General features: G+C 49.2%; 19 protein-coding genes and 1 pseudogene. 15 read left to right on the top strand and 5 right to left on the bottom strand.

The genetic code is table 11. From position 1 onward, the window contains the following. Window positions 1-679: 679 nt before the first annotated feature. Window positions 680-1,855, bottom strand: a complete 1,176-nt coding sequence (locus AWJ19_RS12915; RefSeq protein WP_068724253.1) for a serine hydrolase domain-containing protein — start codon at window positions 1,853-1,855, stop codon at window positions 680-682. A gap of 274 nt (window positions 1,856-2,129) precedes the next feature. On the opposite strand from AWJ19_RS12915, the gene AWJ19_RS12910 reads away from it, so the two are divergent. From AWJ19_RS12910 to AWJ19_RS12900, 4 genes are all read left to right on the top strand, one after another. Next, window positions 2,130-2,825: a glycerophosphodiester phosphodiesterase family protein gene (locus AWJ19_RS12910; RefSeq protein ID WP_082707868.1), complete on the top strand. Its 696-nt coding sequence runs from the start codon at window positions 2,130-2,132 to the stop codon at window positions 2,823-2,825. Beyond that, window positions 2,822-3,043 carry a glycerophosphodiester phosphodiesterase family protein gene (locus tag AWJ19_RS37280; protein WP_082707867.1) on the top strand — a complete coding sequence of 74 codons (222 nt, stop codon included), beginning with the start codon at window positions 2,822-2,824 and terminating at the stop codon, window positions 3,041-3,043. Before AWJ19_RS12910 ends, AWJ19_RS37280 begins: the two co-directional genes overlap by 4 nt. 70 nt (window positions 3,044-3,113) lie before the next feature. Next, on the top strand, window positions 3,114-3,749 hold the full coding sequence (locus AWJ19_RS12905) for a serine/threonine protein kinase (RefSeq protein ID WP_068724251.1): 636 nt from the start codon (window positions 3,114-3,116) through the stop codon (window positions 3,747-3,749). Window positions 3,750-3,919: 170 nt separating this feature from the next. Further along, window positions 3,920-4,639 carry a gamma-glutamyl-gamma-aminobutyrate hydrolase family protein gene (locus tag AWJ19_RS12900; RefSeq protein WP_068724249.1) on the top strand — a complete coding sequence of 240 codons (720 nt, stop codon included), beginning with the start codon at window positions 3,920-3,922 and terminating at the stop codon, window positions 4,637-4,639. A 51-nt stretch (window positions 4,640-4,690) separates the two neighbouring features. Here the strand turns inward: AWJ19_RS12900 and AWJ19_RS12895 are convergent, their stop codons facing one another. Then, window positions 4,691-5,623: an AraC family transcriptional regulator gene (locus tag AWJ19_RS12895; RefSeq protein WP_068724247.1), complete on the bottom strand. Its 933-nt coding sequence runs from the start codon at window positions 5,621-5,623 to the stop codon at window positions 4,691-4,693. Window positions 5,624-5,799: 176 nt separating this feature from the next. Here AWJ19_RS12895 and AWJ19_RS12890 point away from each other — a divergent pair, with 176 nt between their 5' ends. From AWJ19_RS12890 to AWJ19_RS12875, 4 genes and pseudogenes are all read left to right on the top strand, one after another. Beyond that, window positions 5,800-6,780 (top strand): aldo/keto reductase, encoded by a 981-nt coding sequence (locus AWJ19_RS12890; RefSeq protein ID WP_068724245.1) that lies wholly within the window; start codon window positions 5,800-5,802, stop codon window positions 6,778-6,780. Window positions 6,781-6,793: 13 nt separating this feature from the next. After that, window positions 6,794-7,651 (top strand): annotated as a pseudogene (locus AWJ19_RS12885) (aldo/keto reductase). 102 nt (window positions 7,652-7,753) lie between these two features. Next, window positions 7,754-8,518 carry an AraC family transcriptional regulator gene (locus AWJ19_RS12880; protein WP_082707866.1) on the top strand — a complete coding sequence of 255 codons (765 nt, stop codon included), beginning with the start codon at window positions 7,754-7,756 and terminating at the stop codon, window positions 8,516-8,518. Window positions 8,519-8,548: 30 nt separating this feature from the next. Next, window positions 8,549-9,265 carry a transglutaminase-like domain-containing protein gene (locus AWJ19_RS12875; RefSeq protein ID WP_068724242.1) on the top strand — a complete coding sequence of 239 codons (717 nt, stop codon included), beginning with the start codon at window positions 8,549-8,551 and terminating at the stop codon, window positions 9,263-9,265. Window positions 9,266-9,325: 60 nt separating this feature from the next. On the opposite strand, the gene AWJ19_RS12870 is transcribed toward AWJ19_RS12875, so the two are convergent. Further along, a complete protein-coding gene (locus AWJ19_RS12870; protein ID WP_068724238.1) occupies window positions 9,326-11,038 on the bottom strand; it encodes an alpha-glucosidase in 1,713 nt (570 codons plus the stop codon). Between the two features lie 194 nt (window positions 11,039-11,232). Between AWJ19_RS12870 and AWJ19_RS34775 the strand changes: the two genes are divergently transcribed. The 4 genes from AWJ19_RS34775 (at window position 11,233) to AWJ19_RS12855 (ending at window position 19,880) form a co-directional block, all read left to right on the top strand. Next, complete coding sequence (locus AWJ19_RS34775) at window positions 11,233-11,379, top strand: lmo0937 family membrane protein (protein ID WP_128083585.1); 147 nt, start codon at window positions 11,233-11,235, stop codon at window positions 11,377-11,379. A gap of 160 nt (window positions 11,380-11,539) precedes the next feature. Next, the gene (locus AWJ19_RS12865) at window positions 11,540-12,367 is read left to right on the top strand and encodes a MerR family transcriptional regulator (RefSeq protein ID WP_068724236.1); all 828 of its coding nucleotides are present in this window, start codon (window positions 11,540-11,542) and stop codon (window positions 12,365-12,367) included. A 58-nt stretch (window positions 12,368-12,425) separates the two neighbouring features. Next, window positions 12,426-13,109 carry a DUF554 domain-containing protein gene (locus AWJ19_RS12860; RefSeq protein ID WP_068724234.1) on the top strand — a complete coding sequence of 228 codons (684 nt, stop codon included), beginning with the start codon at window positions 12,426-12,428 and terminating at the stop codon, window positions 13,107-13,109. Window positions 13,110-13,481: 372 nt separating this feature from the next. Then, the gene (locus AWJ19_RS12855) at window positions 13,482-19,880 is read left to right on the top strand and encodes an SGNH/GDSL hydrolase family protein (protein ID WP_082707865.1); all 6,399 of its coding nucleotides are present in this window, start codon (window positions 13,482-13,484) and stop codon (window positions 19,878-19,880) included. 110 nt (window positions 19,881-19,990) lie between these two features. Here the strand turns inward: AWJ19_RS12855 and AWJ19_RS12850 are convergent, their stop codons facing one another. Further along, window positions 19,991-20,941 (bottom strand): HTH domain-containing protein, encoded by a 951-nt coding sequence (locus AWJ19_RS12850; protein WP_068724232.1) that lies wholly within the window; start codon window positions 20,939-20,941, stop codon window positions 19,991-19,993. 110 nt (window positions 20,942-21,051) lie between these two features. Here AWJ19_RS12850 and AWJ19_RS12845 point away from each other — a divergent pair, with 110 nt between their 5' ends. The 3 genes from AWJ19_RS12845 to ppsA all read left to right on the top strand — a co-directional run bounded on the left by AWJ19_RS12845 (window position 21,052) and on the right by ppsA (window position 25,555). Then, window positions 21,052-21,531 (top strand): GyrI-like domain-containing protein, encoded by a 480-nt coding sequence (locus AWJ19_RS12845; protein ID WP_068724230.1) that lies wholly within the window; start codon window positions 21,052-21,054, stop codon window positions 21,529-21,531. 169 nt (window positions 21,532-21,700) lie between these two features. Further along, window positions 21,701-22,726, top strand: a complete 1,026-nt coding sequence (locus AWJ19_RS12840) for an NAD(P)-dependent alcohol dehydrogenase (protein WP_241781721.1) — start codon at window positions 21,701-21,703, stop codon at window positions 22,724-22,726. A gap of 213 nt (window positions 22,727-22,939) precedes the next feature. Beyond that, window positions 22,940-25,555, top strand: coding sequence for a phosphoenolpyruvate synthase (gene ppsA, locus AWJ19_RS12835; protein WP_068724229.1), 2,616 nt, complete (start codon window positions 22,940-22,942; stop codon window positions 25,553-25,555). Here ppsA and AWJ19_RS12830 read toward each other — a convergent pair. Continuing rightward, window positions 25,547-25,948: a MerR family transcriptional regulator gene (locus AWJ19_RS12830; protein WP_068724227.1), complete on the bottom strand. Its 402-nt coding sequence runs from the start codon at window positions 25,946-25,948 to the stop codon at window positions 25,547-25,549. The genes ppsA and AWJ19_RS12830 overlap by 9 nt on opposite strands. Window positions 25,949-26,062: the final 114 nt, after the last annotated feature.

The following is a 26,062-nucleotide window of genomic DNA, read 5'->3' as shown; positions in this document are numbered from 1 at the left end:
TATGCGCTTAGTGCCCCTTCTGAGATCGCACTTGGGAATACGGGTAAATAACTTATAACCTAATGGTTTGAGGTGAGAGACATGACCATATTTGTTCGAGTTGGAAACCGGCATGTACGCAATGCCCGTAAAAGTCCCGATCCGCTATAGGTTCACGGTGCCCGAGTAAGATACATTAGACTCTATCGGATATAGATAGCTCAATCCAATCATTACAAAGCGAAGACTTATGTGTAATACAAAACGAGCACCCCAATAAGTATTAGCCGTTGAGCCAGCTGGTAACTATAGATTAACAAGATTCTATCGCAGTTAACTTCACGACATGAATGATACACAATGTCATTTTAATATTATGTATTTGGATTTTGGAGTTGGGATTTATGATAACATAAATCAGACACCAAGGCGTTTTGTAGGGCTTGTGTCATGATCGTTTATTGCCCCTAATGCATGGATAGGTTTTGGCGGCGATATGGATCCTTCCTGACTCTTATAACAAAAAGATGGTGTCACAACTAAAGGAATCATGGGAGAATCTTTGTAGAAAAAAAGTTAGCGAAGCATATGAAGATTATATGAAGGAGCTCAATCTAACTGAAGATAAAGAATAAAAACAACGGCAGTCAAGACTTTTAAAAAAAAGGTCTTTGACTGCCGTTTTTATCAATCTCAAACCTTACAAACTACTAAACACAATATTCCGCAGCTTGCGGGTGACAGGGAGGGTACCCGCGTCCTTTTTCTGAACCATAAACAGTATCGTCAGTTCATCCTGCGGGCTGTTCATGAAATAGGCGCCCAGCCAGCCGTCCCAGCCGTATTCGCCTTTGCTGCCGATATGTCCGGTCTGGCCAGGCTCAGTCATAATCCGCATCTGGTTGCCGTAGCTGTGTCCGCACAGGGATTGCCACATGGCAAAGCTTTGCTGCTGGGGTGGCGTCAGACCAGCCGAGGTCATATACTGAACAGTTCTCGACTTGAGCAGCTGAACGCCGTTCAAAGTGCCGCCCTTCATGAGCATTGTCGTAAATCTGGCGGCATCGTCAATAGTGGATGCCAGTCCTGCTCCGCCAGACTCGAAGGCCGGTTCGCGGTCCAGCTGATGGTTAATGCCCAGATGGCTGTCCGCATACAGCTTCAGGCCGGCTTCACTGTCATCCTGATATGTTTTGGCGAGCCGGCCTCTCTGTTCTCTAGTCAGCCAGAATCCGGTATTCTCCATGCCGAGCGGCCCGAAAATTTCTGTCTTCAGGAATTCCCCAAACCGCATGCCGCTTACTGCTTCCACAACAGCGCCAAGTACATCAGCCGATGTACCATATTCCCATGATGCTCCCGGCTCAAAAGCAAGCGGACCTTGCCCCAGACGGCCGGCAAATTCCATAGTGGTCATCGGATTTGGTCCATGAAGACGGGTACCGAGCTCCTGGAGCAGGCTTTCGGTATGCTGTCCAGCCAGGCCGGGACCGCCATATACAAGTCCTGATGTCATATTGAGCAGATCATGGATGTTAACTTCGCGTTCGGGGGCAACCAGCCCGCCGTCTTTTTCAACCATCTGGTTACGGAATCCGGGTATGTAACGGCTTACAGGGTCGAACAGATCTATTTCTCCGCGTTCCAGAAGCATCATAACGGCTGTTGCTGTTACCGGCTTGCTCATCGAGTACAGTCTGAAGATTGAGTTCCTTGCAATGGGAATCCCCGTCTCCATATCAGCCAGACCGTCCTCGTGATAAAAGACTTCTTCCCCGTTTTTTATCACCATAAAGTTAGCCCCGGCGATTTCTTTGTTTGCAATACTGGTACTGAGTGTTTTTTTCAGCTGTGAGGTTGTGCCTGATTCCAGCATGGGTTGTCTGTCTCCTCTATAATCATTTTCTCTGAGTCTATTGAATGTTAACCACCTGACTAATCAAATATTAAGCGCTTTTATGAAGCTTGTATAGTAGTTTTGCTGTGGCAGGCTTCTGCGAGAATTTGCTTATTTTTATATTCGCATATGGTTCTCACCGGAATATAATAAAAAAATATCAGCGTCCCCAAGGAATAAGTAACGGTTACCCCGTCATGCATGTTAATATATTATTTATGCTGTTAAGGACCAGAAAAAAGAGGGCAGATGGATGACGAAATTTTTTAGACACAAAGCTTATTTTATTGGCGTACATGTTTTAATGTTTATTTTCTTGTTTTCAGCACTATATGCTTATTTTCCATGGATACAGGTGAAGGTCAAAGAGATCATTGATCCGGCGGATAAGGTAATAACGATTGCTCACCGCGGTGCTTCGGGATATGCTCCCGAGAACACCATCCCGGCAATAGAGCTGGCGATTGAAATGCAGGCGGATTATATTGAACTCGACATTCATTTGACCAAGGACAAGATTCCGGTCGTTATCCATGATGAGACGGTGAACCGGACTACAGGCGGCAGAGGATATGTGAGAAATTTGACCCTGGAGCAGATCAAGCAGCTTGATGCCGGCACATGGTTTAATGAGGCTTATCCGATGTTTGCCAGAGAACAGTATGCCGGTATTACCATACCTACGCTGGATGAGGTTTTTGAGATGTTCGGCGACAAGACCCGTTATATGATTGAAATTAAGGAGCCTGGGGCGAACAGCCAGATCGAAGCCTTACTAAACGAAGCGATTGAAAAATATAAGCTGGAGGACGCTGTATCTGTTCATTCCTTCAGCAGTGCCAGCTTACGCAAGCTTCATGCGCTTAACCCGGAGATCCCGCTGTACCAGCTCGTATGGAATGACTATGCTGCTGCGAGACTCCCCCCGCGTCTTATCTTGAGAATGTGAAGACCTATGCGGTCGGAATCAGCCCTAACTTCCAGGGAATCGGAGCAGCTTATGTGGCTCAGGTGAAAAATGCCGGCCTCAAGGTAATGCCTTATACGGTAAATTACCAGGTCAACATGGATAAAGCGTATTCGTGGGGCGTGGATGGGGTTTATACGAATTACCCGGACCGTTTTCAGGAGGTCATTGACACCAACAGGGAGAATGGGCAGTGGTAGCATTATTCCAGGGAACATATGATATATTAATAGAAACAATATGCCGGACAGGCTGCAGGGAGAAGCAGGTATGGAGAAGCTGCGGGAACTGATCACTGATGATTTAATGTTAAAAGCCAGTATAGAAAGTATTGATCCCCAGGAGCCTGTAAAAGTCAGCAATGTACCGTATCCCTGGAGGGTGCTGGGCTGCGGTAATTATGCCGCTGTTTTTTGCCATCCTGACTATGAAGCTTATGCGGTAAAAATATACGCCCCGGGAAGACCCGGTCTGGAGGAGGAAGCGGAGGTATACAAGCTTCTTGGACACCATCCGGCATACGCACAGTGCTATTATATCGGCAGTACCTTTCTTATCCTTGACCGGCTGCGCGGGGTTACCTTTTACGACTCAATGAAGCAGGGGATCCTTATTACAGAACAGGCGATCCGCGATATTGACAGTGCACTGGACTATGCCCGTTCCCGGGGACTCTACCCGCACGATGTTCATGCCAAAAATGTGATGATCAAGGACGGCCGCGGCTTGATTGTGGATGTATCAGACTTCCTCAAGCAGGAAGACTGCAGCATGTGGGAGGATTACAAGAAAGCCTATTACCGTCTGTACAGGCCGATCGCCTCGCGGTGGATATTTCCGGTTCCCCGGGTAATGCTGGAGATTGTCCGCAAAGTCTACCAGTGGCGCAAAAGGAAAACTCGCTGAAAAACACCCCCGAAAGAGCAGGGACACCATAGTGTCCTGCTTTTTTTTGTAATATCATGCTAAAGAAATGAAAAAGAATCCAATCTTCTTACATAATGTGTCAGGTATTCTCTGGTATTATTATAAATCGCCTATTATAATAAACGACAATAATTGATGGAGGTGCAGTAATGAAGAAACCGATGATAGGAGTCCTGCCTTTATACGATTCCGGAAAAGACAGCTACTGGATGCTCCCGGCATACATGAAAGCAATAGAAAATGAAGGCGGAATTCCGGTAATGCTGCCCCTGACAACCGGTAAGGAGATCATTACGGCCTTGGCAGACAGGTTTGACGGATTCCTGTTCACCGGCGGCCATGATATCAATCCTAAAATTTATAAGGAGACAGCGGAAGAGGTCTGCGGGGAATGGTGTGATGAACGCGATGAAATGGAGAAGCTGCTGTTTGACCGGGTAATAGAATTGGATAAGCCTGCTTTTGGAATCTGCCGCGGGTTACAATTGTTTAACGTGTTAAGCGGAGGCAGCCTTTATCAGGATATACCAGCCCAGATGGTAGCAGAGATTACCGTCAGCCATAAACAGAAACCGCCGTATGCCGATCCGTCCCATTCTGTACATATCTGCAAGGACACGCTGCTGCATAGCATATTACAGACAGAACATATAGAAGTGAACAGTTATCATCATCAGGGGATCAAAACACTGCCGGCATCATTGACAGCCGCGGCAGCTGCGGAGGACGGGCTGGTTGAGGCGGTAACGATGGAGAATAAAAGATTTATTCTCGCTGTACAGTGGCATCCGGAATTCAGTTATACAGCGGACAGCAACAGCAGAAAGCTATTTTCGGCCTTTGTGAATGCCTGTCATATTTCAAATTAGGCAATCGCGGCACTCAAGCTGGCGGAATAGAAGGGCATTGCCGATTTCCTTTCAATCTCCCAGAAAAACGATGCTTCTAGCGGGATCATACATTTCCTTCAATTGCTTCACATCAGAACGCGGCGGAGAACCAAACATCCGGGAGTATTCGCGGCTGAACTGGGAAGCACTCTCGTACCCGACCCGGAAAGCGACCTCGGCGGCTTCAGCAGATTCGGACAACAGGATCCGCCGGGCTTCATGCAGCCTCAGCTGCTTCTGAAACTGGATCGGAGTCATACCGGTCACTTCCTTAAAGTTCCGGTGAAATGTAGAAAGGCTCATATTCGCCGCTTCGGCAAGCTGTTCCACACGGATAGTCTGGTCAAAACAGGAAGTCAGGTGGTCAATAGATTCTCTGATCCGGTAAGTATTGCTGCCCTCCATGGCGATTTGGCTTAATGTGACACCATATGGACCCTTTAATAGGGTATATAGAATCTCTTTTATACACAAAGGTGCTAAAAATGGGATATCATCCGGCCGGTGCAATAATTCCAATAGTCTTAGAGTTGCATCTATCAAAGTGTGCTCTGTCTGACCGACAAAAATAGCGCGTTTAGCGTTCTCATTGGGAATAATGCGTACATTCGCATCGTTAATGACTTCCAGAATCTGATCATGTGTAAATTCCAGTTTAATGCTCAGATAGGGCTGCTCCTCCGAAGCTCTGATGATCTGACCGACCACAGGCAGATTCATCGAAGCCACGAGGTAGTCAGCCGCCCCGTATTCAAAGCGTTCCTGCGCAAGAAAAACCTCTTTTTCGCCTTGGGCAATGACACAAAAGGAAGGCTTGTACACCCTGTAAGCCGGTTCGGATACTTTCGAATAGCGGATGACAAATAAATGGGGAATTGCCGTTTCAAATACTCCGTTATTGGGCGTGAATTGCTGAATGAGCGCGCTCAGCTCTTGCTGCTGCTTGATACTGACTTCTGACATAACCATTCCCCCGGATATTTTTACTCGATTATAACCCCTACGAATTCTTATAGTAATCTCCGTGACAGAAATAGGCAAGCATTCAGCATGATCAGGATAACGCTATTCGCTGGTACAAGGGCATAATAAGAGAGAGGAGCAAGAATCCTGCGCTAACAGAAATGGAGGATTACACAGTGGAATATGTTAAATTCGGCAATACCGGAATGGATGTCTCGCGGATTTGTCTGGGCTGTATGAGCTTCGGAGAGGCGCTGCCGGACTGGCACCAGTGGGTGCTTAATGAGGAGCGCAGCCGGGAAATGATCAAGCGTGCGCTTGAGCTGGGCATTAACTTTTTTGATACAGCCAACATTTATGCGAATGGCACCAGTGAGGAGTTCACCGGACGGGCTCTCAAGGATTATGCAGACCGGGATGAAATCGTACTGGCTACCAAGGTCTGGGGACGCATGCACAAGGGTCCAAACGGAGGGGGCTTGTCCCGGAAAGCTATATTGAGTGAAATGGACAAAAGCCTGAAGCGGCTGGGAACCGACTATGTCGATCTTTACATCATCCACCGCTGGGATTACGACACGCCGATTGAGGAAACGATGGAGGTACTCCATGATATTGTGAAGGCGGGGAAAGCCAGATATATCGGCGCTTCCGCAATGTATGCCTGGCAATTTCAGAAGGCGCAGAATACCGCAGAAAAGAATGGCTGGACCCGGTTCGTTTCGATGCAGAATCACTTGAATCTGATCTACCGGGAAGAGGAACGTGAAATGCTGCCGCTGTGCAAGGACCAGAGAATCGCGACTACTCCATACAGTCCGCTGGCATCCGGAAGACTGATCCGTGACTGGTCCGAGACGACGCTGCGCTCAGAAACCGATCACATCCAGAAATCCAAATACGATGCCACTGCGGAGGCCGACCGGCTGATCATTGAACGGGTAGCCTCACTTGCAGAGAAGCGCGGTGTGCCGCGTATTCATATCGCCCTTGCCTGGCTGCTGCAGAAGGAAACGGTAGCTGCTCCGATAATTGGAGCAACCAAGCTAACCCAGCTTGAAGATGCTGTAGGAGCACTATCCGTTAGACTGACAGAGGAAGAGGTAGAATTTCTTGAAGAGCTGTACATCCCGCACCGTGTAGTCGGTGCCCAATAAGGAGGAATAAATAATGGAATATGTAACACTTAACAATGGCGTTCAAATGCCGGTACTGGGATACGGGGTATACCAGATTCCCGATCATGAGGAATGTGAAAGATGTGTGCTGGATGCAATCAGCGTGGGGTACCGCTCGATTGACACTGCCCAGGCGTACCGGAATGAAGAGGCCGTTGGCCGGGCGATCAAGAAGAGCGGGGTAGCCAGAGAGGAATTTTTCATCACCACCAAGGTCTGGATCTCTAACGCCGGCTACGAGCGGGCCAAAGCCTCGCTTAAGGAATCCTTGCGCAAGCTGCAGCTTGACTACCTGGATCTGGTGCTGATTCACTAGCCTTTTAACGATTACTATGGAACCTACCGGGCAATGGAGGAGCTCTACAAGGCAGGTATAATCAGAGCCATCGGCGTAAGTAACTTCCTCCCAGACCGGTACATTGACCTTGTAAAATTCAGCGAGGTCGTTCCGGCCGTCAACCAGGTAGAGACTCATGTCTTCCATCAGCAGACTGCTGCGCATGAAATTATGAAAAAATACAATACACAGATTGAATCCTGGGGACCGTTCGCGGAAGGCAGAAACAATTTCTTTACCAACCCTACCCTGCAGGAGGTCGGTGAACAATATAATAAAACTACTGCACAGGTTGCTTTGCGTTATCTGATTCAGCGGGGCGTAGTGGTGATTCCCAAGACTGTTAACAAGGACCGTATGGAGCAAAACTTTGACGTATTTGATTTTGAGCTGACAGCCGGGGATATGGACAAGCTTGCTGCACTCGACACCGGGGAAAGTGCCTTCTTCTCCCACGCTGACCCGCAGACCGTTGAATTTATGACTGATTACGGTAAAAAAGGTCTGGAATAGAGCATTTTAAATACAGGGAGCCTGCCGCGTGCAGGCTCTTTTGCTATTTTTTGATATAATGTTCCGGTATAGGAGAGTGACTGGTACCTAAGGGGAGATAAAATGATGATGAATTTGTACGGGGCGGAGCACCACCTGCTTGTTCTGTCCGATACCATTGATGCAGATGATCATGCCCATGCCTTTATACAGATAACGCTGGCTTTTGATGGTGAGCTGGACATCGAGGTGGAAGGCAGGAGTATGCACTGCAGCGGAATCGCAATTGACTCCAATACCCGTCACCGCCTGGACGGGACGGGGAAGCCGCTGATGCTTCTGCTGATTGACGGAACCTCGGATATTGCGGCCGGCTTCAGACAACAGATTGGCGACTCCGGGTACTGTCAGCTGCCGCCTGATCAAGTTAAAACCATAACCGGATTCGTTCAGGCGCACTACGCCGGCATTAAGGACAGCAGCAGCTACCGCAGCTTCTTTATGCAGCTGATGATGCTATTCCGGCTTGAGGTGCGTGCTGCAGTTACAGATTCCAGAATACAGGATTTGATTCAGCTTATGAAGGATTGCCGGGATTCAGAGCACTCAGTCGGTAGGTATGCTAACCAGCTGGGGCTTTCTGGCAGCAGATTAGCACATCTGTTCAAGCAAAATACGGGAACCTCCCTGAGCGGATACATTGTCATGCATAAGCTGCAAAAAGCCGTTTATCTGATTTTTAACGGGACCCCGATTACGGAAGCGGCAATGGCCGCCGGCTTTGACAGCCCATCGCATTTTGCCGCTACAAGCAAACGGATGCTGGGAATGACAGCAAGAGAAATCCGCAAGGATAGCGTTTTTTTGAAAGTTTCCTGCCTGAATTAACCTTACTATAAGTACAGGAGGTGTCATACCATGACTGTACTTATATCAGAGACGCAATTATTGAATTACTCTCATCCCGGGATTCAACAGCTGCTCCGTGACCGGCAGTGGGCGCAGCTTCCCGTTAAGGAGCAAATTCTGCAAATCTACAACTTTGTCCGTGATGAAATTCAGTTCGGTTATAACCGCTCAGATGTCATTCAGGCATCTGAAATCTTGCAGGATGGCTATGGCCAATGCAACACCAAAGGCATTCTATTTATGACACTGCTCAGGGCAGCTGGTATTCCATGCCGGATGCATGGCTTCACCATTGATAAGGGACTGCAGAAGGGAGCGATGAAGGGGTGGTATTACCGGCTCTCCCCGCAGGAAATTATTCACAGCTGGGTGGAGGTCTGGTACCAAGACAAGTGGCTGAATATCGAAGGCTTTATTCTTGACATGCCATACTTAAGCAGACTGCAGGCAAAATTTGCAGCATGTCCCGAAGGGTTTTGCGGCTACGGCGCTGCTACTGACAATCTGTCTAACCCGGAAGTCTACTGGGACGAAGGGCATACGTATATTCAAAAAGAGGGCATTGTTCAGGATTTCGGAATCTTTGACAGCCCTGACGAATATTTTGCGGTACACCGCCAGAAGCTTGGCCCGCTACGGGAAGCCGTGTTCGTACATATTGTAAGGCATCTGATGAACCGTAATGTTAATAAGATAAGACAGGGAAGTACCGCTTCTGGAGCGTAAGACATGCCCGAAAAAGCCCCTCAATTGTCGAGGGGCTTTTGACTGCGCAGTTTTGGTGTTTTATACCGTACTTTTCTCCTGATACCTCCGGTACACCAGCCCTTCATAAGGCTTAAGCGTACCCTGACGGTGACATTTCGGCTCAGTCTCACCCGGATAATTGCCGAAGAGAAAGTCTGCGCCCAGAAGCCGCTCAGCCTCCAGCTCCGGCAGCTTCCAATGAGCTTCTTCATTAGAGAAGTTAAGCAGAATCAGCCATTCCTCAGCTTTATCATGGCGTGTGTAGGCGAAGATTTGCTGATGATCTTCAAGCATGAGATCAAAATCGCCGTAAACCATAACCGGATGCTCCTTGCGCAGGCGTATCAGCTTTTTGTAGAAATGAAAGACGGAATCCGGATCATCCAGCTGTGCTTTTAAGTTGACCTCTTTATAATCAGGGTGCACGGGTAACCAGGGCCGGCCTTCCGTGAAACCGGCATTCGGACTGCCGTCCCACTGCATAGGGGTCCGGGCATGATCCCGCGACTTCTGTCTGATCCGCTCCATAATGAGCTCTTCCGGCTCACCGCGTTCCTTAACCATAACATCATAATACGAGTGAGCCTGCTGTTCGTTAAAATCTTCGATCCGGATCAGGCCCGGATGGTTAGTCATTCCAAGCTCCTCGCCCTGCAGGATGAATGGCGTACCTTTTAACGTATGCAGCAGAATCGCCAGCATCTTGGCGGATTGCACCCTGTATTGTCCCTGGTCCCCGAAGGTTGCGACCATGCGGGGCTGGTCGTGGTTGCTAAGGTAGAGTCCGAACCAGCCGCCCGGTTCACCGACGTCCTTTTGCCACATCTTCATGACCTCACGCAGATCGTCCAGGCCCCATTCCTTGCTCTGCCACTGGTCTTCCTCACAATCGGCCAGCTTGGATGCCTCAGCCGACAACACCATGCTCAGCTCGCGCCGCTCCGGCTTAGTGTACATAAGCACATCATTCTCGGTGACTTTAGAAGTCTCACCTGCAGTAAATATCTGATAGCCCGAGAATACTTTATCATTCATTTCGCGCAAAAATTCATGAATGCGAGGTCCATTTTTCGTATAAGGCTCGCCGTTAGCCTGTAATTTAGTCTTGCTGGTATCCGGAAAACGCTGATCCTTGGAGATGGAATTAATGGCGTCCATACGAAAACCGTCAATGCCCTTATCCAGCCAGAAGGTCATGATTTTGTACATTTCTGCCCGCAGCTCCGGGTTATCCCAATTCAGGTCCGGCTGCTTGGCGTTATATAAATGCAGGTAATACTCACCACTGTCTTCATCATAGGTCCAGGCCGGCTTACCCAGATAGGAGGTCCAGTTGTTGGGCGGGCCCCCGTCATCCCCAGCCGGACGCCAAATATAAAAATCACGGTACCTGCTGTCTCTGGAGGACTTGGCCTCTACGAACCATGGATGCTCATCCGATGTGTGATTGAGCACCAGATCCATAATCAGCCTGATATTCCGTTTATGCAGCTCGTCCAGCAGCTGTTCCCATTGTTCCATCGTTCCGTATTCATGCTGGATCGCGCAGTAATCTTTTATATCATAACCATTGTCCACATTTGGCGACACATAGACAGGAGACAGCCAGATAGTATCGACTCCAAGCTCAGAGAAGTAGTCCGCTTTGGAGATCAGGCCGTTTAAATCACCGATGCCGTCCCCGTCGCTGTCTTTAAAGCTCCGCAAATAAACTTCGTATACTACGCTTTCTTTCCAGTAGGTTTTGTACATAAGCTGCTCCTTTCACTATCTTTCTCGTAGTTCATTACCCAAATAAAGAAACTTAGCTCCTCTTCGGATGAACTGCTCGAGATGTCCGGCAGGCTGCAGTGTCTGATGAACGCTCGACTATATAGAACGTTTAACTCTCCTTCCATTCGGGTAAGAAGAGACAAATACACCTGAGGAGAAGGGCGGTAATTATTATGCTATGGGGTTTAATCGGTCTAGTGGTACTATTGTGGCTGTTCGGCTTTATCTTTAATGTCGTCGGCAATCTTATTCATTTGCTGCTCATTGTCGCCGCGGTTCTCTTTCTGGTCAACCTGTTCCGCGGCCGTTCCCGAAGTTAGCCGACACTCATTCATGAGTGTTTTGATCAAGAACCGCAGCCTCGTGCTCATAAGAGGCTGCGGTTCTTTTCGCTGGCTGCATACCGGTCTACAGCAACATCAGTTATACTGAAAGATGATCACGGGGAGTACTAAACAATGAGAGGATAGACGGACAACAATGAGCAGCATGTTCTTAATAGGGGAAATTTCCAGGCTCTTTCAAATCGATATCCGGACGCTGCGCTATTACGATGAAATCGGTCTGTTCACACCGGCATCAGTAGACGGGCAGACAGGTTACCGTTATTACTCCATTGAGCAATTCGAGAGCCTGAATACCATTCTTTATTTGAAGGCACTGAATATTCCGTTAAAAGAAATCAGACAATTCGTACATAACCGGAATCTTGATGATATTCTGCTTCTGCTCAAAGAGCAGCGGAGCCGGACGGAAGACAAAATAAGGGAATTTGAACAGATCCAAAAGAAAATAGACCAGCGGATCCACCAGATTGAAGATGCCGCCAATACGGAGGAGCTTTATACAGTGCGGCTTACAGAGCTTCCTGAACGGACGATGATCATGCTGAAGCAAAGCATCCACCGCAGCAATAATCTGGAAATATGGATCCGGCAACTGGAGAACAGCAGTCCGCACAGATCCAGTGTTTTTCTCGGGCAAGTAGGCTTGATACTCTCAGCTGCAAGTCTGCTAAAGCACAATTTCGATGAGTATGACGCGATCTTTCTGTTCGCAGAGCCGGATAAGCATATATCCTCAGATACAAACTTGAAAACACTTCCCCGGCAGTCCTATCTGACCATCCGCTTTGTTGGAACCCATGCAGACGCAGCAGAACATTATGAAAAGTTGCTGAGGCATGCAGAAGAAAGAGGTTATGTTATAACAGATGATGCGCTGGAAATCACTTACATCGACTACGGGCTTACGCAGGATGCCTCCAGGTTCGTTACCGAAATCCAAATACCTGTGCAAAAAATTTGACCCTCCAGCTGCTGGAGGGTTTATTCTTGTTACAAATGAAGAGTAGGAGAGAGAACAAATGATTGGAACGCTAGTGAACACAGCTGCCATTATTATCGGGAGTGTTACCGGAAGTGTATTTAAAAAAGGTCTGAAGGAAGAGTATCAGGACATTCTGATGCAGGCAATGGGTTTAGCCGCAGCGGCACTGGGTGTTAATGCCATTGCAAAATATCTGCCGGACAGCGAATACCCTGTTTTATTTATCGTCAGCCTGGCTCTCGGCGGTATTATCGGCCAGATGCTTGATCTGGAGCAGCGGTTTAAGCATGTAGTTGCTAAATTTACCGCCGGCAATCTAGCAGAGGGGTTATCTACAGCGATCCTGCTGTTCTGCGTCGGAACTATGTCAATTATTGGTCCTATGGAAAGTGCTTTGAACGGTAACAATACCTACCTGTATACGAATGCTATCCTCGACGGGGTAACCTCCGTGGTACTGGCTTCCACATTTGGAATCGGGATCATCTGGGCTGCGGCGGTGCTTTTCTGCTGGCAGGGGACTTTATATCTGCTGGCTCATGTTTTATCTGACTATATTACACCGACCTTGCTGACCGAAACCTCGATTGTCGGCGGGGTGCTGATCTTTTGCGCTGGTCTGAGCATCCTTGGCATACGAAGCTTTAAAACTATCAATCTGATTCCGGCGCTATTGATCCCTGTAATCTTTATTGCAGTTAAAAGCGGACTGGGGCTGTAGGCAGCATTGAAGGGAAGCTCTGCAATCTGTTGCAGGGCTTTTTGGTATACACACATTAATAATGCAAATAAATATATCAAAAAAGTAAAATAGTCGATTTTAAGCTTAATATGCATTTTTTTGCTAAGAATGCGCTCCCATTATTTGATACACTTGTGCATATTTAGTGGCGGGATCGAGTATTGCAGCAGATTTGGATTCCAATAGGAGAACCCGCTAATATAAACGTCGTATTGAAGGGAGTGTTGATCCAGACTTAGCCGGTAAGGCTCATGATTTGAGGATTGAAGCTGTACAGGTATACCGGGTTCATGTTTAGATTTCCCCTGGTTTCTAAAAATTGATTTTAGACAAATAGGAGGAGTTAAGTACATGGGTAAAAGAGTTTCCGTCAGGAAATCGGTGCTTGCATTCGTTATGTCATTTCTCATGATCATTTCGTTAGTTGTTCCTCCATCTCCGGGGTATGCTGCAACAGCAAGAGCGGACAGTCCGCTTGCCCGGCAGGCAGAATATCTCGACCGGGGTCTGGTAGCGGTTCTGACCAGCAGCGGTGTGTACTTGAGCTGGAGATATTTAAATACGGATTCAGATGAAATCGCTTTCAATGTATATAAAAACGGATATAAAGTAAATAGCGCACCTATTAGCACTTCTACGAATTATTTGGACACAACAGGAGCAGACAGCTCCCAGTACCAGATTTCTACTGTTATTGCCGGTAAGGAAGTAATCCAGCCGGAGACGGTATCAGTATGGCATAACAATTACCTGCCGATCCCGCTGGATAAGCCGGCTGACGGCCGGACGAAGGATGGGGGAACCTATTCCTACTATGCAGGGGATGCTTCAGTAGGAGACCTCGATGGCGACGGAGAATATGAAATCGTTTTCTTGTGGAGCCCGAGCAATTCGAAGGATAATTCCCAGGCCGGTTATACCGGCAATGTCTATATTGATGCCGTTAAGCTTGACGGCACGAAGCTGTGGCGGATCGACCTTGGCGTGAACATCCGGGCCGGAGCCCACTATACCCAGCTGATGGTCTATGACCTGGACGGCAACGGCAAAGCAGAGGTCGTGGTCAAGACAGCAGACGGCACCAAGGATGGTCAAGGCACCGTAATCGGTGACGGCACCAAGGATTACCGCAACGACGGCGGATATATCCTGACAGGTCCGGAATATCTAACCTTGTTCAACGGTGAGACCGGAGCGGCTGTATCCACCGTGGATTACATCCCGCCTAGAGGCGATGTAGCCGCATGGGGTGACGGATACGGCAACCGCGTGGACCGTTTCCTCGGAGGCATTGCCTATCTCGACGGAGTGAAACCTAGCGTGGTGATGGCCCGCGGTTACTATACACGTACTGTGCTGACAGCTTACGATTTCACCGGCGGCCAGCTGGTACAGCGCTGGACCTTTGATACCAACGAAGCCGGCAAACAGTACGAAGGACAGGGTAACCATAATCTCAGCGTGCTTGACGCCGATGGTGACGGCAAAGATGAGATTATGTACGGTGCTCTGGCCATCGATGACGACGGCACCTTGATGTACAGTACCGGACTCGGCCACGGCGATGCGATTCATGCCGGCAAGCTTGATCCGAACCGGGACGGTTATCAGGTTGTAAGTGTGCATGAGCATACAAATGCAGAGTATGGACTGGAGATGCGCAACGCCGCTACAGGCGAAATTCTCTGGGGCCAATACACAGGTAAAGATACCGGCCGCGGAATGTCTGCAGATATTGATCCGAACTATCCAGGGTATGAATCCTGGGCCTCCACCATCGTGGACGGACAGATGGATCCTCTCTCCAAGGGTTATGCAGCAAACGGCGACGTCATTTATGAACAGAACGAAGTGCCTAAGAGTGCCAACTTTGCAATCTGGTGGGACGGGGATCTGCAGCGCGAACTGTTCGACCATGAATGGAATAACACTGCCGCAAAAGGCACTCCGCTTGTTTACAAATGGGATTACGACAATAAGCAGCTGAAGGAAATCTTCCGTGCCACCGGTTCCCTGACGAATAACCACACCAAAGGGAATCCGGCGCTTCAGGCGGATATACTGGGTGACTGGCGCGAGGAGCTGCTGCTGCGCAGTGAGGACAGCAGTGAGTTCAGACTCTACACGACTACTATACCAACAGCTTACAAAATCCCAACACTCATGCAAGACCCTGTATACCGCTTGGGTATTGCCTGGCAGAATGTAAGCTACAATCAGCCGCCTCACACCGGCTTCTACCTTGGGACTGAAGCCACTTCATTCCCGAAAGCTAACTTGGCGCTGACCGGCTCACAGCAGCTGCCGGAGCAGGTGTACCGCTTTGCATTCGGTACGGAGCCTGCTGCGGGAGCAACTGCTGTTCAGGACACTCCTTATTCGCAGGAATCAGGCTACGGCTTTGAAGCAGCAACCGGAATTACGGTAGGCACAAACCATGTGGCTCTATCGGAAAACACCAAGTTTGCAGTCGATCTGCCTAATGCCAACTATCAGGTTACGATCAAGGCCGGGAGTGATGCCCACAATTCAAATGTTGGCGTCAAATCCGAATTTGTACAAAAGCTGGCTGTCACCAGCGTTAATGCCGGAGAATCCCGTGAATACTCCTATGATGTTGCACTGGTTGACGGTCAACTGGAGTTCATTTTCACCGGAACAGCCATTGACGTTCAGGAAATTACGATTTCGAAATACCCGGAGAAGACAGCGGGCGACCACACGACGATCTACATGGCCGGCGACTCCACTATGCAATCTTACAGTGCACAGCAGGCGCCGCAGGAAGGCTGGGGCCAGCAGTTCGGCCGTTACTTCGCTAATGGCGTCACAGTCCAGAATGATGCGATCGGCGGTAGAAGCAGCAAATCGTTTATGGTGGACGGCCGCCTGGATTCTATCCTGCAGCGGATCAAGCCGGGAGACTATTTCTTTATCTCCTTCGGCCATAACGATGCCAGCATTGGTATACCGGACCGGTATGCGTCGCCGGCGGATTACAAAACCTATCTGGCCCGTTACATCAATGGGGCAAGACAGCGGGGAGCCGAGCCTGTACTGCTTACTCCGGTAGGCCGCAGAGATTTTAACACTATCACTCAGGAATTTAATGTAAGCTTCCCGGAATATGTGAAGGCTGCCAAAGAGGTAGCGGAAGAGCTGAATGTGAAGCTGATTGATCTCAGTCAGTTAAGTATTGCTTATTACGATAAAATCGGCCTTACTGCTTCGGAAAAGGTCTTCCTGTATGCCAATCCTGGCGAATATCCGAAGTACCCTAACGGGGTAAACGATAACACCCATTTCAGCAGCTACGGCGCACAGGTCATTGCCGCATTGGTTGCAGGAGCGGTAAAAGAAATGGAAATAGGCATCTCTTCTTATGTGATTGACCCGGACATTACCGAACCTGAACCGGAACCGGAAATCCAAGTGTATGAGGAGAACTTTGATGGCGACCCTGCAGCCGTCCAGTATGCGATGGTCAATTCTACAGGAATTGCCGGTACAATGACGGGAACCGTTGTCGACCAGAACGGAAACAAAGTGCTGTCCATTACCGGATCAGGCTCGGGTAACCGTGCCAAGACCTTCCGGTTGTTCGATGCCGTGAACGGCGATATTGTCAACGTGAACTTTGACTGGCATTCCGGTAATGTCAGCGCTTCTCCGTCGGAAGGACATCTGTCCATCCTGGATGCGAACGAGAATATTATTCTCACACTGCTGACCAAGACCGGTACTGCAAGTCCGGGCAACAAAATCCATTATTTTGTAGGACCGTATACACCGGATTACGGAACAGGCACTACAGCGGTACCGGATGGCGGCATCGCCACCAATCTGCTGAAGAACCAGTGGGTCAATGTGGACGTAAACATCAATTTTGCCGAAAAGACAATGGCCATGACTTTGACGAGCAAGGCGGACCCGAGCCTTACGCAGACCATTGAGGATATCCCGATGAATCCAGGGGCCTATACCAATAATGTAAGGGCACTGCGTTTCCTTGGAACAAGAAAGGGCGGAGGCGGTACACTCAGCTGGACTACCCAGATTGATAACGTGAAGATTGAAGGCATGAAGCTGCCGCCGGTAGCCGGTGATCAGAAGGCGTTAATTGCCTTGCATAATGAAGTAAAAGCACTGGACCTGTCAGCTTACACCGAAGCTTCCAAAGCTGTGCTGAACAAAGCAATGGTGGCTGTTGAAGCAATCCTCGGTACGGAAGCGACACAGGCTCAGGTCGATCATGTGTTTAACATGCTGACGGTTGCCAAGGATTCATTATCTGCGGAACCGTCAGGTGTACTCAGCAGCTACTCCTTTGATTTCGGCTCCGGCACTGCCGCAGAAGGATTCATCGGTGTAAATTCCAAGAGAGCTTATATCGAAGGCAATGGCTACGGCTTTGCCGACACCGCTCTGGTTCAGAATGAAAACCGGCAGACCGGAGATCTCCTGAAGGAAGACTTCATCCGCATGAACGGCACCTCCTTCCTGGTGGAAATGGAGCCTGCCAATTACAGAGTAACCATGACCATCGGTGATGCTCAGGAATCGACCAATGCCGGCGTGGTTGTAGAGCAGATGCCGAAGCTTCCGGTTACGACTGTAGCCAAAGGCGAATTCAAAGAGGTCTCCTATGATATCGCCCTGATTGATGGTGTATTTAACTTTGAGTTCTCTGGCAGCACACCAAAGATTAATGCACTGACTATCGAACGCCTGCCTGACAACGGCGCAGGCACACAGCCGGTCATTTATCTGGCGAGCGATTCCACAGTGGCCAATTATGCAGAAAGCTATCGTCCGCAGGCCGGTTGGGGCGAACAGCTGGGCAGCTACTTTGATCTGGATAAGATCAGCATTGACAACCGGGCGGTTAGCGGTCTCAGCAGCAAAACCTTCCTGGTAGGCGGATATCTGAACAATATCCTGCTGAACATTCACGAAGGCGATTACCTGTTCATGCAGTGGTCCCACAACGATTCCACACCTTCGCGGCCGGAACGTTATCTGACACCGGAGCAGTTCAAGGTGTACCTGAAGGATTACATTAACGGCACAGTACAAAGAGGCGCAACTCCGGTTCTGGTTACACCGGTTAACCGCCGTGACTTTAGCGGAGCAGTCCTCAATAAGAGCTTCCCGGAATATGTGCAGGCCATGAAAGAAACCGCACAGGAAACCGGAACGCTGCTGATTGATCTGAACCAAGCAAGCTGGGAGTATTTCCAGGAGCTCGGTCCGGAAGGTACCAAATCCATCTTTATGTGGGTGGGGACAACCGAAGACAACACCCATCTGCAGATGAACGGTGCGATCAAGGTATCCGGCATGGTGGCTAAGCTGGTACAGGAGCTGAATATCCCTCTGTCTGAACTCGTCACACTGGAAGAGGAGCCGTCCGACCAGAAAGCGCCGCACACAACAGCGGTGGTGGAAGGAGAACAGCATAACGGCTGGTATACTTCAGCTGTAAAAGTTACTTTTACCGCAACAGATGAAGATTCGGAAGTGGAAGCAACCTACTTCAAGGTCGATGGCGGCGAGGCAGTCAGCGGAACGCAGCTGACCCTTAGTGAAGAGGGCAACCATACCGTTACTTACTGGAGCGTTGACGTTGACGGCAACAAAGAGGCGGAACAGACCCTTTCCGTGCCGGTCGATCTGGCTCCTCCGGTCATTGAAATTCAAGGACAGACCGAATACACCATTGACCAGCAGGTTGTCATTGGCTATTCCGCTGCCGATACCGTTTCTGGTGTCGAACAGCCGGCCGGAGAGGTAGTGAACACTCAGGCCTATACGCTGGAACCGGGATTGAATACAGTAACTGCAGTGGTCTATGACCGCGCAGGCCAAACAACCACTTTGGACTACAGCTTTGGTGTTACTGCTACTTTTACAAGTCTGTCAGAGCTTACCCGCACCTTCGCAGCAGGATCGGAGGACCCTGGTGCAGGAACAGTTTCCGGTCAGCTTACGGATAAGCTGCAGCAGGCAGAACAGGCAGCTGCCGCACATAATGGTGCAAAGGCCCGCCAGCTCCTTAATGCTTACAGCAATGATGTCAACGCAGCCAGAAACACAGTATTTACCGCTGAACAGGCAGATGCGCTGGTGAAGTGGTCAGCATGGCTGAGCCAGGCGACCCCGCTGGCGAGCAGTGCCCCAGGCACGCCGGTGTTGTCCGATAATAACGGTCATGACACTGGCCTGAGAGACGGAGACTATACGATTACAATGAATCTCTGGTGGGGCAATAACGGCACCAAGTTCAGACTGTATGAGGACGGCAAGCTGGTCAAAGAAGTATCACTGCCCGACCAGTCCCCGTCTGCCCAATCTGTGAAGATTGACATTACCGGCAAGCAGAACGGAACTTACGTTTATACCGGTGAACTGATCAACTCTCTGGGGACCACGAAGAGTGCACCACTGACTGTGACTGTTACCGATGCAGCTCCCGGTCAAGCGGTATTGTCTAACGACAACTGGGATGGAGACGGCAGCTTTAACGTCACGATGAACCTGTGGTGGGGTACCAACGCTACCGAATACAAGCTTTATGAGAACGGAAAGCTGGTAGACACGCAATCGCTTCAGGCCCGTACACCTGGTGCCCAATCGGCAGTAACAGCAATATCCGGCAAAGCGGCGGGCACTTACGAATACGAAGCGGTGCTGAGCAACGCCGCGGGTGAGACCCGGACCGTGAAGATGACTGTAAAGGTACGGAAATAAGTACGGAAGACAGCATGGCGGAGCTAAACTGAATTTACGTTGAACAGCCCGAGGAGACGGTTTAACCGTTTCATCGGGCTATTTTTACAGGTGCAGGTGTTAAAACAGAATTACGGGCCGTATACGTTCAGTCTACATTGAATGCTTTTTAACACTTCGGCGGGCATTTCCCTAATCTTGATATCTTCTCCCAAGAAAAGCAGCCAGTTCGTAATCCCGCTCACTTCATCAGGATTATCAGCATGGATAAAAGTCTCGTAGATCGCTGTTGTCTGATAGGGATTGGTATAGGAGAGCGATGCTTTTACAGGATGGTATTTTCTGAATTGGGCAATTGCATCCGGACCCAGTTCAAGGACGACATTGACTGCTTCTTTCTGCTTATTTAGTTTTTCTAATATCTTTTTTCGGCTTAGTCTGTGTTTTACCGGATAGGGCATGACATCTGTAAGCTGGTCGACAGGATAAATCCGCAACTTCTCTTCCTGCAGATCAAAGCCTTCAATTAACCAGACACTTTTTTCGCGGTAGAGGTGCAATAGATAAACGGGATAAGTTTCTCCATTGATAGAAATGTATAAGTAGCAGTCTGTAAGCAGAAGCTGAATCAGCTTTTCCAACATGGGGTGGGGGAGGTCAGCCAGATCGAGCAAATCCGGATTGCTCGGGTTGGTACCTTCAAACAGCAGAATCTGATTCAAAAGAAACAGGTCATCCTGCTGGTTCTCGGAGATAAGCCCGAGTAATTTTTCGGATAAAGACTGGCGGCTCTTAAGGTAAGGAAGCTGCTGATTCCGGGTGGCCATGAAAGCAATAAATAGGGCTTTGACTTCACTATCAGTAAAGCGGACAACCGGAAGGACAGAGTTACGCATGACAAAATAGCCCCCATCCCGTCCAACCTCAGCCACAAGCGGCATCCCGAACGCCTCAATTTCCCGTATATCTCTGATTGCAGTGGACCGGGAGATCTGGAACTCCCGCATAATTTCTGAAATGGTAAAGTGGGCACGGTTGTTAATATAACGCATGATGATATTGATGCGTTCAACTTTTTTCATAGGGCTCCTAAACAGTATCATATTTTGACATGATTAAAGGTTACCATAAACCTATCAGATGAAGAAGACAAATCATTTGACCAAATCCATAGAAGAGGAGTTTTTCAAACATGGCACAATTTACACTGGAACAAAAAGAAGGCTTCACCGTTATTGGTCTGGGAACTGAGCTCAAGAGCCATTATACAGACTATGCTGGCATCAATCAGGAAAAAGCGGACTTTTGGCAGCAGGTCAGCCAGGATGGAAGACTTGATTATTTAAAAGAAATTGCCTCAAATGACTACATTTTTGCCGTCAACGAAGCGGTGAACAACAAAATGATGCATTATGCCGGTGTTATTTCGGATCAGGCAGCCCCGGAAGAAGCCAGAGTAATCGAGTTCCCCGCAGGAGATTATGTAGTCATTAAAGGGGAAGCGGAGACGGCAGAGGAACTGAATCATACGCTTTCCGGTATTGCGTTTGGCCAAGCTTTGCCCGAGGCGGCAGATTACGCTTATGTCGGCGGACCCAACACTACTGTAGAGATGGGGCGGACAAACGGCCTGATTTATGGTGAAATGTGGATTCCCGTGGTGAAAAAATAAAGCTCTTGATCGCTCGCGCAGGGTATATCACGAAACAGCCTAATGGAACGGCTCAGCCGGTCTATTAGGCTGTTTTTATGTAGCCGTGAATTTGCTTGAAACCAAATAACGAACCCGGCGTTATAGTTAGAGTCAGGCTATATAAGATGGTTATGGAATGGAGATGAACATGGGAGAAATACGGAGCAATTCAGGAGCACCGGGCAAAAGAGGCGGCGGGTCAATGATGGCGATGGTTTATGATACCTATGGGACACCAGAGGTCCTCCGGATTGAACAGGTGGAGATCCCTGAACCCAAGGACCAGGAAGTGTTGATCGAGGTGCATGCAGCTTCAGTTAATTCCTGGGACTGGGATCTCCTGCGGGGTAAGCCTTATATAAACAGGATTGGCGCATTCCGTTCTCCCCGTTACCGGATACTTGGTGCAGATATCGCCGGCAAGGTAGTTAAGGTCGGGGCAGCTGCCACAAAATTCAAGCTCGGAGACGAGGTGTTCGGTGATCTGTCCGGCTGCGGCTGGGGAGGTTTTGCCGAGTATGTATGCGCGGCCGAGACTTCCCTGACCCCCAAACCCGCAACACTCAGCTTTGTGGAGGCGGCGGCTATCCCCCAGGCGGCTGTTCTGGCCTTGCAGGGCCTGCGTGACAATGGGCATTTACAGCAGGGTCAGCAGGTTCTGATCAATGGCGCCGGGGGAGGAGTCGGAACATTCGCTATCCAATATGCCAAGCTGCACGGGGCTGAAGTGACTGGAGTCGATAACGCCGGAAAGCTGGAGATGTTGCAGGCTGTCGGGGCAGATTATGTACTTGATTATACACAAGATGATTTCACCAAAACCGGGAAGAAATACGATCTGATCCTCGACGTTGTGGGGAGCCGCTCCATATTCGCCCTGAAGCGTGCGCTCAGGAATAACGGCACCTATGTGATGATCGGCGGACCGACCCCGCGCATCCTCCTGAATCTGCTATGTTCACCGCTTATTTCTCTGTTTGAAAAGAAAAAAATTGCCGTTCTGATCCATAAGCCGAACCATAACGACCAACTGCTCTGGAAGGAGTATGCTGAGGCTGGTAAGATACTCCCGGTGATAGACCGGCAGTACCCGTTAAGGGAAGCTGCCCAGGCAGTCCGTGATATTGGAGAAGGTTCGGTGAAGGGCAAAACAGTCGTCAACATGAAGCTCTAAACTTATTTATAGAAGGAAAACAAGAAAAAACCTGACCAAAGGGCCAGGTTTTTTCTTGTTGCATATGTACAGGAGCGGTGATATAATCAGCCTACCTCTATTTTTAACCACAAAGTTAGTCAAAGAAATCTCATCTTATACTCTAAATTTACCACGCTGGAATGCTCTTGTCAAATGTTTTTTTCTCAAATCAAATGTTAGGGGAGATATGGAATGCCTTCTTTGGTTCTCGGCTTTGCGGAAATGGATGTTACACAGCTTAGTCTCGTTGGCGGAAAAGCATTGAATCTGGCCCGATTATCCAGAGTTGAAGGGATACAGGTGCCCGATGGCTTCTGCGTGACTACAAACGTTTACCGCCAGGTTGTAGCAAGCAGCGGGACGTATCAGGCTTTACTTGAACAGTTAAAAACACTGTCAGCTGAAGACCGGCAACAGATCGCTGAGATCAGCGGAAAAATCCGCCGGCACATTCTGGCCGTGAACATCCCTGTGGACATTACCTCGGCTGTCACTCAAAATATCTCCATGCTGGGGGAGGAGCATACCTATGCCGTCCGCTCCAGTGCAACCGCTGAAGACCTGCCGCATGCCTCCTTTGCCGGACAGCAGGACACTTATCTGAATATTAGCGGGACGAAATCCATTCTGGAGCACATCAGCAAATGCTGGGCTTCGCTCTTTACAGAACGAGCGGTAATCTACCGGATGCAAAATGGCTTTGACCAAACTCAGGTGCTTCTGTCCGTTATCATCCAACGCATGGTTATCCCGCGGGCTTCCGGAATCATGTTCACTGCAGATCCGGTTACCGGCAGCCGGAAGGTGGTATCCATCGATGCCGGCTTTGGCCTGGGCGAAGCGCTGGTCTCCGGTCTGGTAACTCCCGACAGCTATAAAGTCCAGGACGGGGTAATCATCAGTAAGCAAATAGCCGCTAAACAGCTGGCTATGTATGGCCGCCAGGAAGGCGGGACGTTTACACGCGAGCTTGACCCGGAACAGCAGACCACACAGACGCTTGGCGATGCCCAGATTATAGCTTTGTCCTCTCTCGGAAGACAGATCGAAGCTTATTTCGGCTACCCTCAGGACATTGAATGGTGTCTGGCTGACGGCGTCTTTTATATTGTCCAGAGCCGTCCAATCACTACCTTATTTCCGGCCCCTGAAGCGGGAGACCAGGTGAACCGTGTCTATTTATCCGTCGGCCACCAGCAGATGATGACGGATGCCATGAAGCCGCTCGGCTTGTCCTTTTACCTGCTGACGACACCTGCACCTATGCGTACCGCCGGCGGAAGACTGTTTGTCGATGTGACGCCCCTTCTGGCATCACCGGACACCGGAGCAGCAGTCATTAACGCCCTCGGAAAATCGGATCCGCTAATTAAAAACGCTCTTATGTCCCTTGTAGAACGCGGAGATTTCATCCAGCCTTCACTAGAGAACCCGAAAGTTCCCTATTCGCTTAAAAACAATGAAAATGCCGATCCCGGAGTGTTCAACGCACGGATCGAATTCGACCCGGCAATTGTACCTGCATTAATCAAGCGTAATCAGGCATCCGTTGAAGAACTAAAACTGCGTATCCGTACGCAATCCGGACCAGCTCTGTTTGATTTTATTATCGAGGATATGCAGGAATTGAAGAAGCTGCTCTTTGATCCGCAGAGCTCGGCTGTCATTATGTCTGCTATGGATGCATCCTCCTGGATCAATGACCGAATGAATGAATGGTTAGGTGATAAAAATGCTGCAGATGTGCTTTCACAATCGGTAGCGGACAACATTACTTCTGAAATGGGTCTGGCGCTGCTTGATGTTGCAGATGTTATCCGGCCTTATCCTAAAGTTATCCGGTATTTGCAGCATGTCACACAGGATGACTTTCTGGATGAGCTAACGAAAATGGAAGGGGGACAGGAAGCCAGTGACGCTATCCGTTCCTATCTGGAGCAGTACGGAATGCGCTGCAGCGGAGAAATTGATCTGACCAGAACCCGCTGGAGCGAAAATCCACAAATCCTTGTCCCGATGATTCTGAACAATATCAAGCATTTCAGCCGGGGCGCCAGCAGACAGAAATTCGAGCAGGGCCGGCAGGAAGCCATAAATAAGGAGCGGGAGCTCCTGGACCGCCTGAAGCAGCTTCCTGATGGCGTGCAGAAAGCCGCAGAAACGAAACGGGTCATCGGCCTGCTCCGCGGCTTCATCGGTTACCGGGAGTATCCGAAATACGGTATGATCAGCCGCTACTATATTTATAAGCAGGCCCTGCTTCGGGAAGCCGTACTGCTCGTTGATGCAGGCATTATTGAGCATCCCGGAGACATCTACTACCTTACCTTTGAAGAGCTCCGCGAAGCTGTCAGCACATGCCGGCTGGATTACGGGATAATTGAGAAACGGAGGGAAGACTACAGGCTGTATGAAAAGCTTACTCCGCCGCGTGTTATTACCTCTGACGGTGAACGGATTAACGGTGACTACAAGCGCGATGATCTTCCGGCCGATTCCCTTGTCGGCCTCCCTGTTTCCTCCGGGGTAATTGAAGGCCGGGCACGCGTTATCTTCAATATGGAGCAGGCGGCGCTCGAAGAGGGGGATATTCTGGTCACGCTGTTCACGGACCCCAGCTGGACACCCTTATTTGTATCCATTAAAGGCCTTGTTACCGAAGTCGGCGGACTGATGACTCATGGAGCCGTAATTGCCCGTGAATACGGCTTGCCCGCCGTTGTCGGTGTAGATCAGGCTACCAAGCGGATTATAGACGGGCAGATGATCCGTATTAACGGAACAGATGGATATATTGAGTTATTGTAGTTTTTTCTTTTTGTGAATATCCTCTGTACCGCACTCAAGGGCTGTCTTATAGTAGTGGCACTTATGCTCAATAACTTCCATGGTTTTCTTCAATTCTTCCATCTGCGCTTCTACAGAAGCTTTACGTTCCAGGAACATATCATATCTTAGCTGCAGTGTTGTATCACCTTCTGAGCACCACTCTATGAAATGTTTGATTTCCTTGATCGGCATTCCGGATGCCTTCAGGCATTCAATGACCTTCATCGCCTCGAGATCGGAATCTTTAAAAATTCGTTTGCCGCCGGCAGTGCGCTCTAAATGTGGCATAAGACCTTCTTTATCATAATACCGCAGGGTATGCGGGGTCAGATTGAAATGTTTCGCTGCTTCGTTAATGGTATAGGTCTTCATATTCTGTCTCCTATGTTCAAATTACTTCTTGACTTAGAGTTAACTTTAAGTAATAACATTGGTTTTGTAAAGGCCGCACAAGCCGGAAGCTTTTTACAAACGATTATAGCCAAG

Origin of the sequence: Paenibacillus sp. DMB5 (assembly GCF_001517085.1) — a bacterium.
In the GTDB taxonomy this organism is placed as follows: Bacteria; Bacillota; Bacilli; order Paenibacillales; family Paenibacillaceae; genus Paenibacillus_AQ.
This window is presented reverse-complemented; position numbering and strand designations above follow the sequence as displayed.

What these genes read in the sequence shown, in the direction of transcription:
- AWJ19_RS12915 (WP_068724253.1), bottom strand. Translation starts at nt 1,855, where the DNA reads ATGCTGGAATCAGGCACAACCTCACAGCTGAAAAAAACACTCAGTACC.
- AWJ19_RS12910 (WP_082707868.1), top strand. Translation starts at nt 2,130, where the DNA reads ATGACGAAATTTTTTAGACACAAAGCTTATTTTATTGGCGTACATGTT.
- AWJ19_RS12905 (WP_068724251.1), top strand. Translation starts at nt 3,114, where the DNA reads ATGGAGAAGCTGCGGGAACTGATCACTGATGATTTAATGTTAAAAGCC.
- AWJ19_RS12900 (WP_068724249.1), top strand. Translation starts at nt 3,920, where the DNA reads ATGAAGAAACCGATGATAGGAGTCCTGCCTTTATACGATTCCGGAAAA.
- AWJ19_RS12895 (WP_068724247.1), bottom strand. Translation starts at nt 5,623, where the DNA reads ATGTCAGAAGTCAGTATCAAGCAGCAGCAAGAGCTGAGCGCGCTCATT.
- AWJ19_RS12880 (WP_082707866.1), top strand. Translation starts at nt 7,754, where the DNA reads ATGATGATGAATTTGTACGGGGCGGAGCACCACCTGCTTGTTCTGTCC.
- AWJ19_RS12875 (WP_068724242.1), top strand. Translation starts at nt 8,549, where the DNA reads ATGACTGTACTTATATCAGAGACGCAATTATTGAATTACTCTCATCCC.
- AWJ19_RS12870 (WP_068724238.1), bottom strand. Translation starts at nt 11,038, where the DNA reads ATGTACAAAACCTACTGGAAAGAAAGCGTAGTATACGAAGTTTATTTG.
- AWJ19_RS34775 (WP_128083585.1), top strand. Translation starts at nt 11,233, where the DNA reads ATGCTATGGGGTTTAATCGGTCTAGTGGTACTATTGTGGCTGTTCGGC.
- AWJ19_RS12865 (WP_068724236.1), top strand. Translation starts at nt 11,540, where the DNA reads ATGAGCAGCATGTTCTTAATAGGGGAAATTTCCAGGCTCTTTCAAATC.
- AWJ19_RS12860 (WP_068724234.1), top strand. Translation starts at nt 12,426, where the DNA reads ATGATTGGAACGCTAGTGAACACAGCTGCCATTATTATCGGGAGTGTT.
- AWJ19_RS12855 (WP_082707865.1), top strand. Translation starts at nt 13,482, where the DNA reads ATGGGTAAAAGAGTTTCCGTCAGGAAATCGGTGCTTGCATTCGTTATG.
- AWJ19_RS12850 (WP_068724232.1), bottom strand. Translation starts at nt 20,941, where the DNA reads ATGAAAAAAGTTGAACGCATCAATATCATCATGCGTTATATTAACAAC.
- AWJ19_RS12845 (WP_068724230.1), top strand. Translation starts at nt 21,052, where the DNA reads ATGGCACAATTTACACTGGAACAAAAAGAAGGCTTCACCGTTATTGGT.
- AWJ19_RS12840 (WP_241781721.1), top strand. Translation starts at nt 21,701, where the DNA reads ATGGGAGAAATACGGAGCAATTCAGGAGCACCGGGCAAAAGAGGCGGC.
- ppsA (WP_068724229.1), top strand. Translation starts at nt 22,940, where the DNA reads ATGCCTTCTTTGGTTCTCGGCTTTGCGGAAATGGATGTTACACAGCTT.
- AWJ19_RS12830 (WP_068724227.1), bottom strand. Translation starts at nt 25,948, where the DNA reads ATGAAGACCTATACCATTAACGAAGCAGCGAAACATTTCAATCTGACC.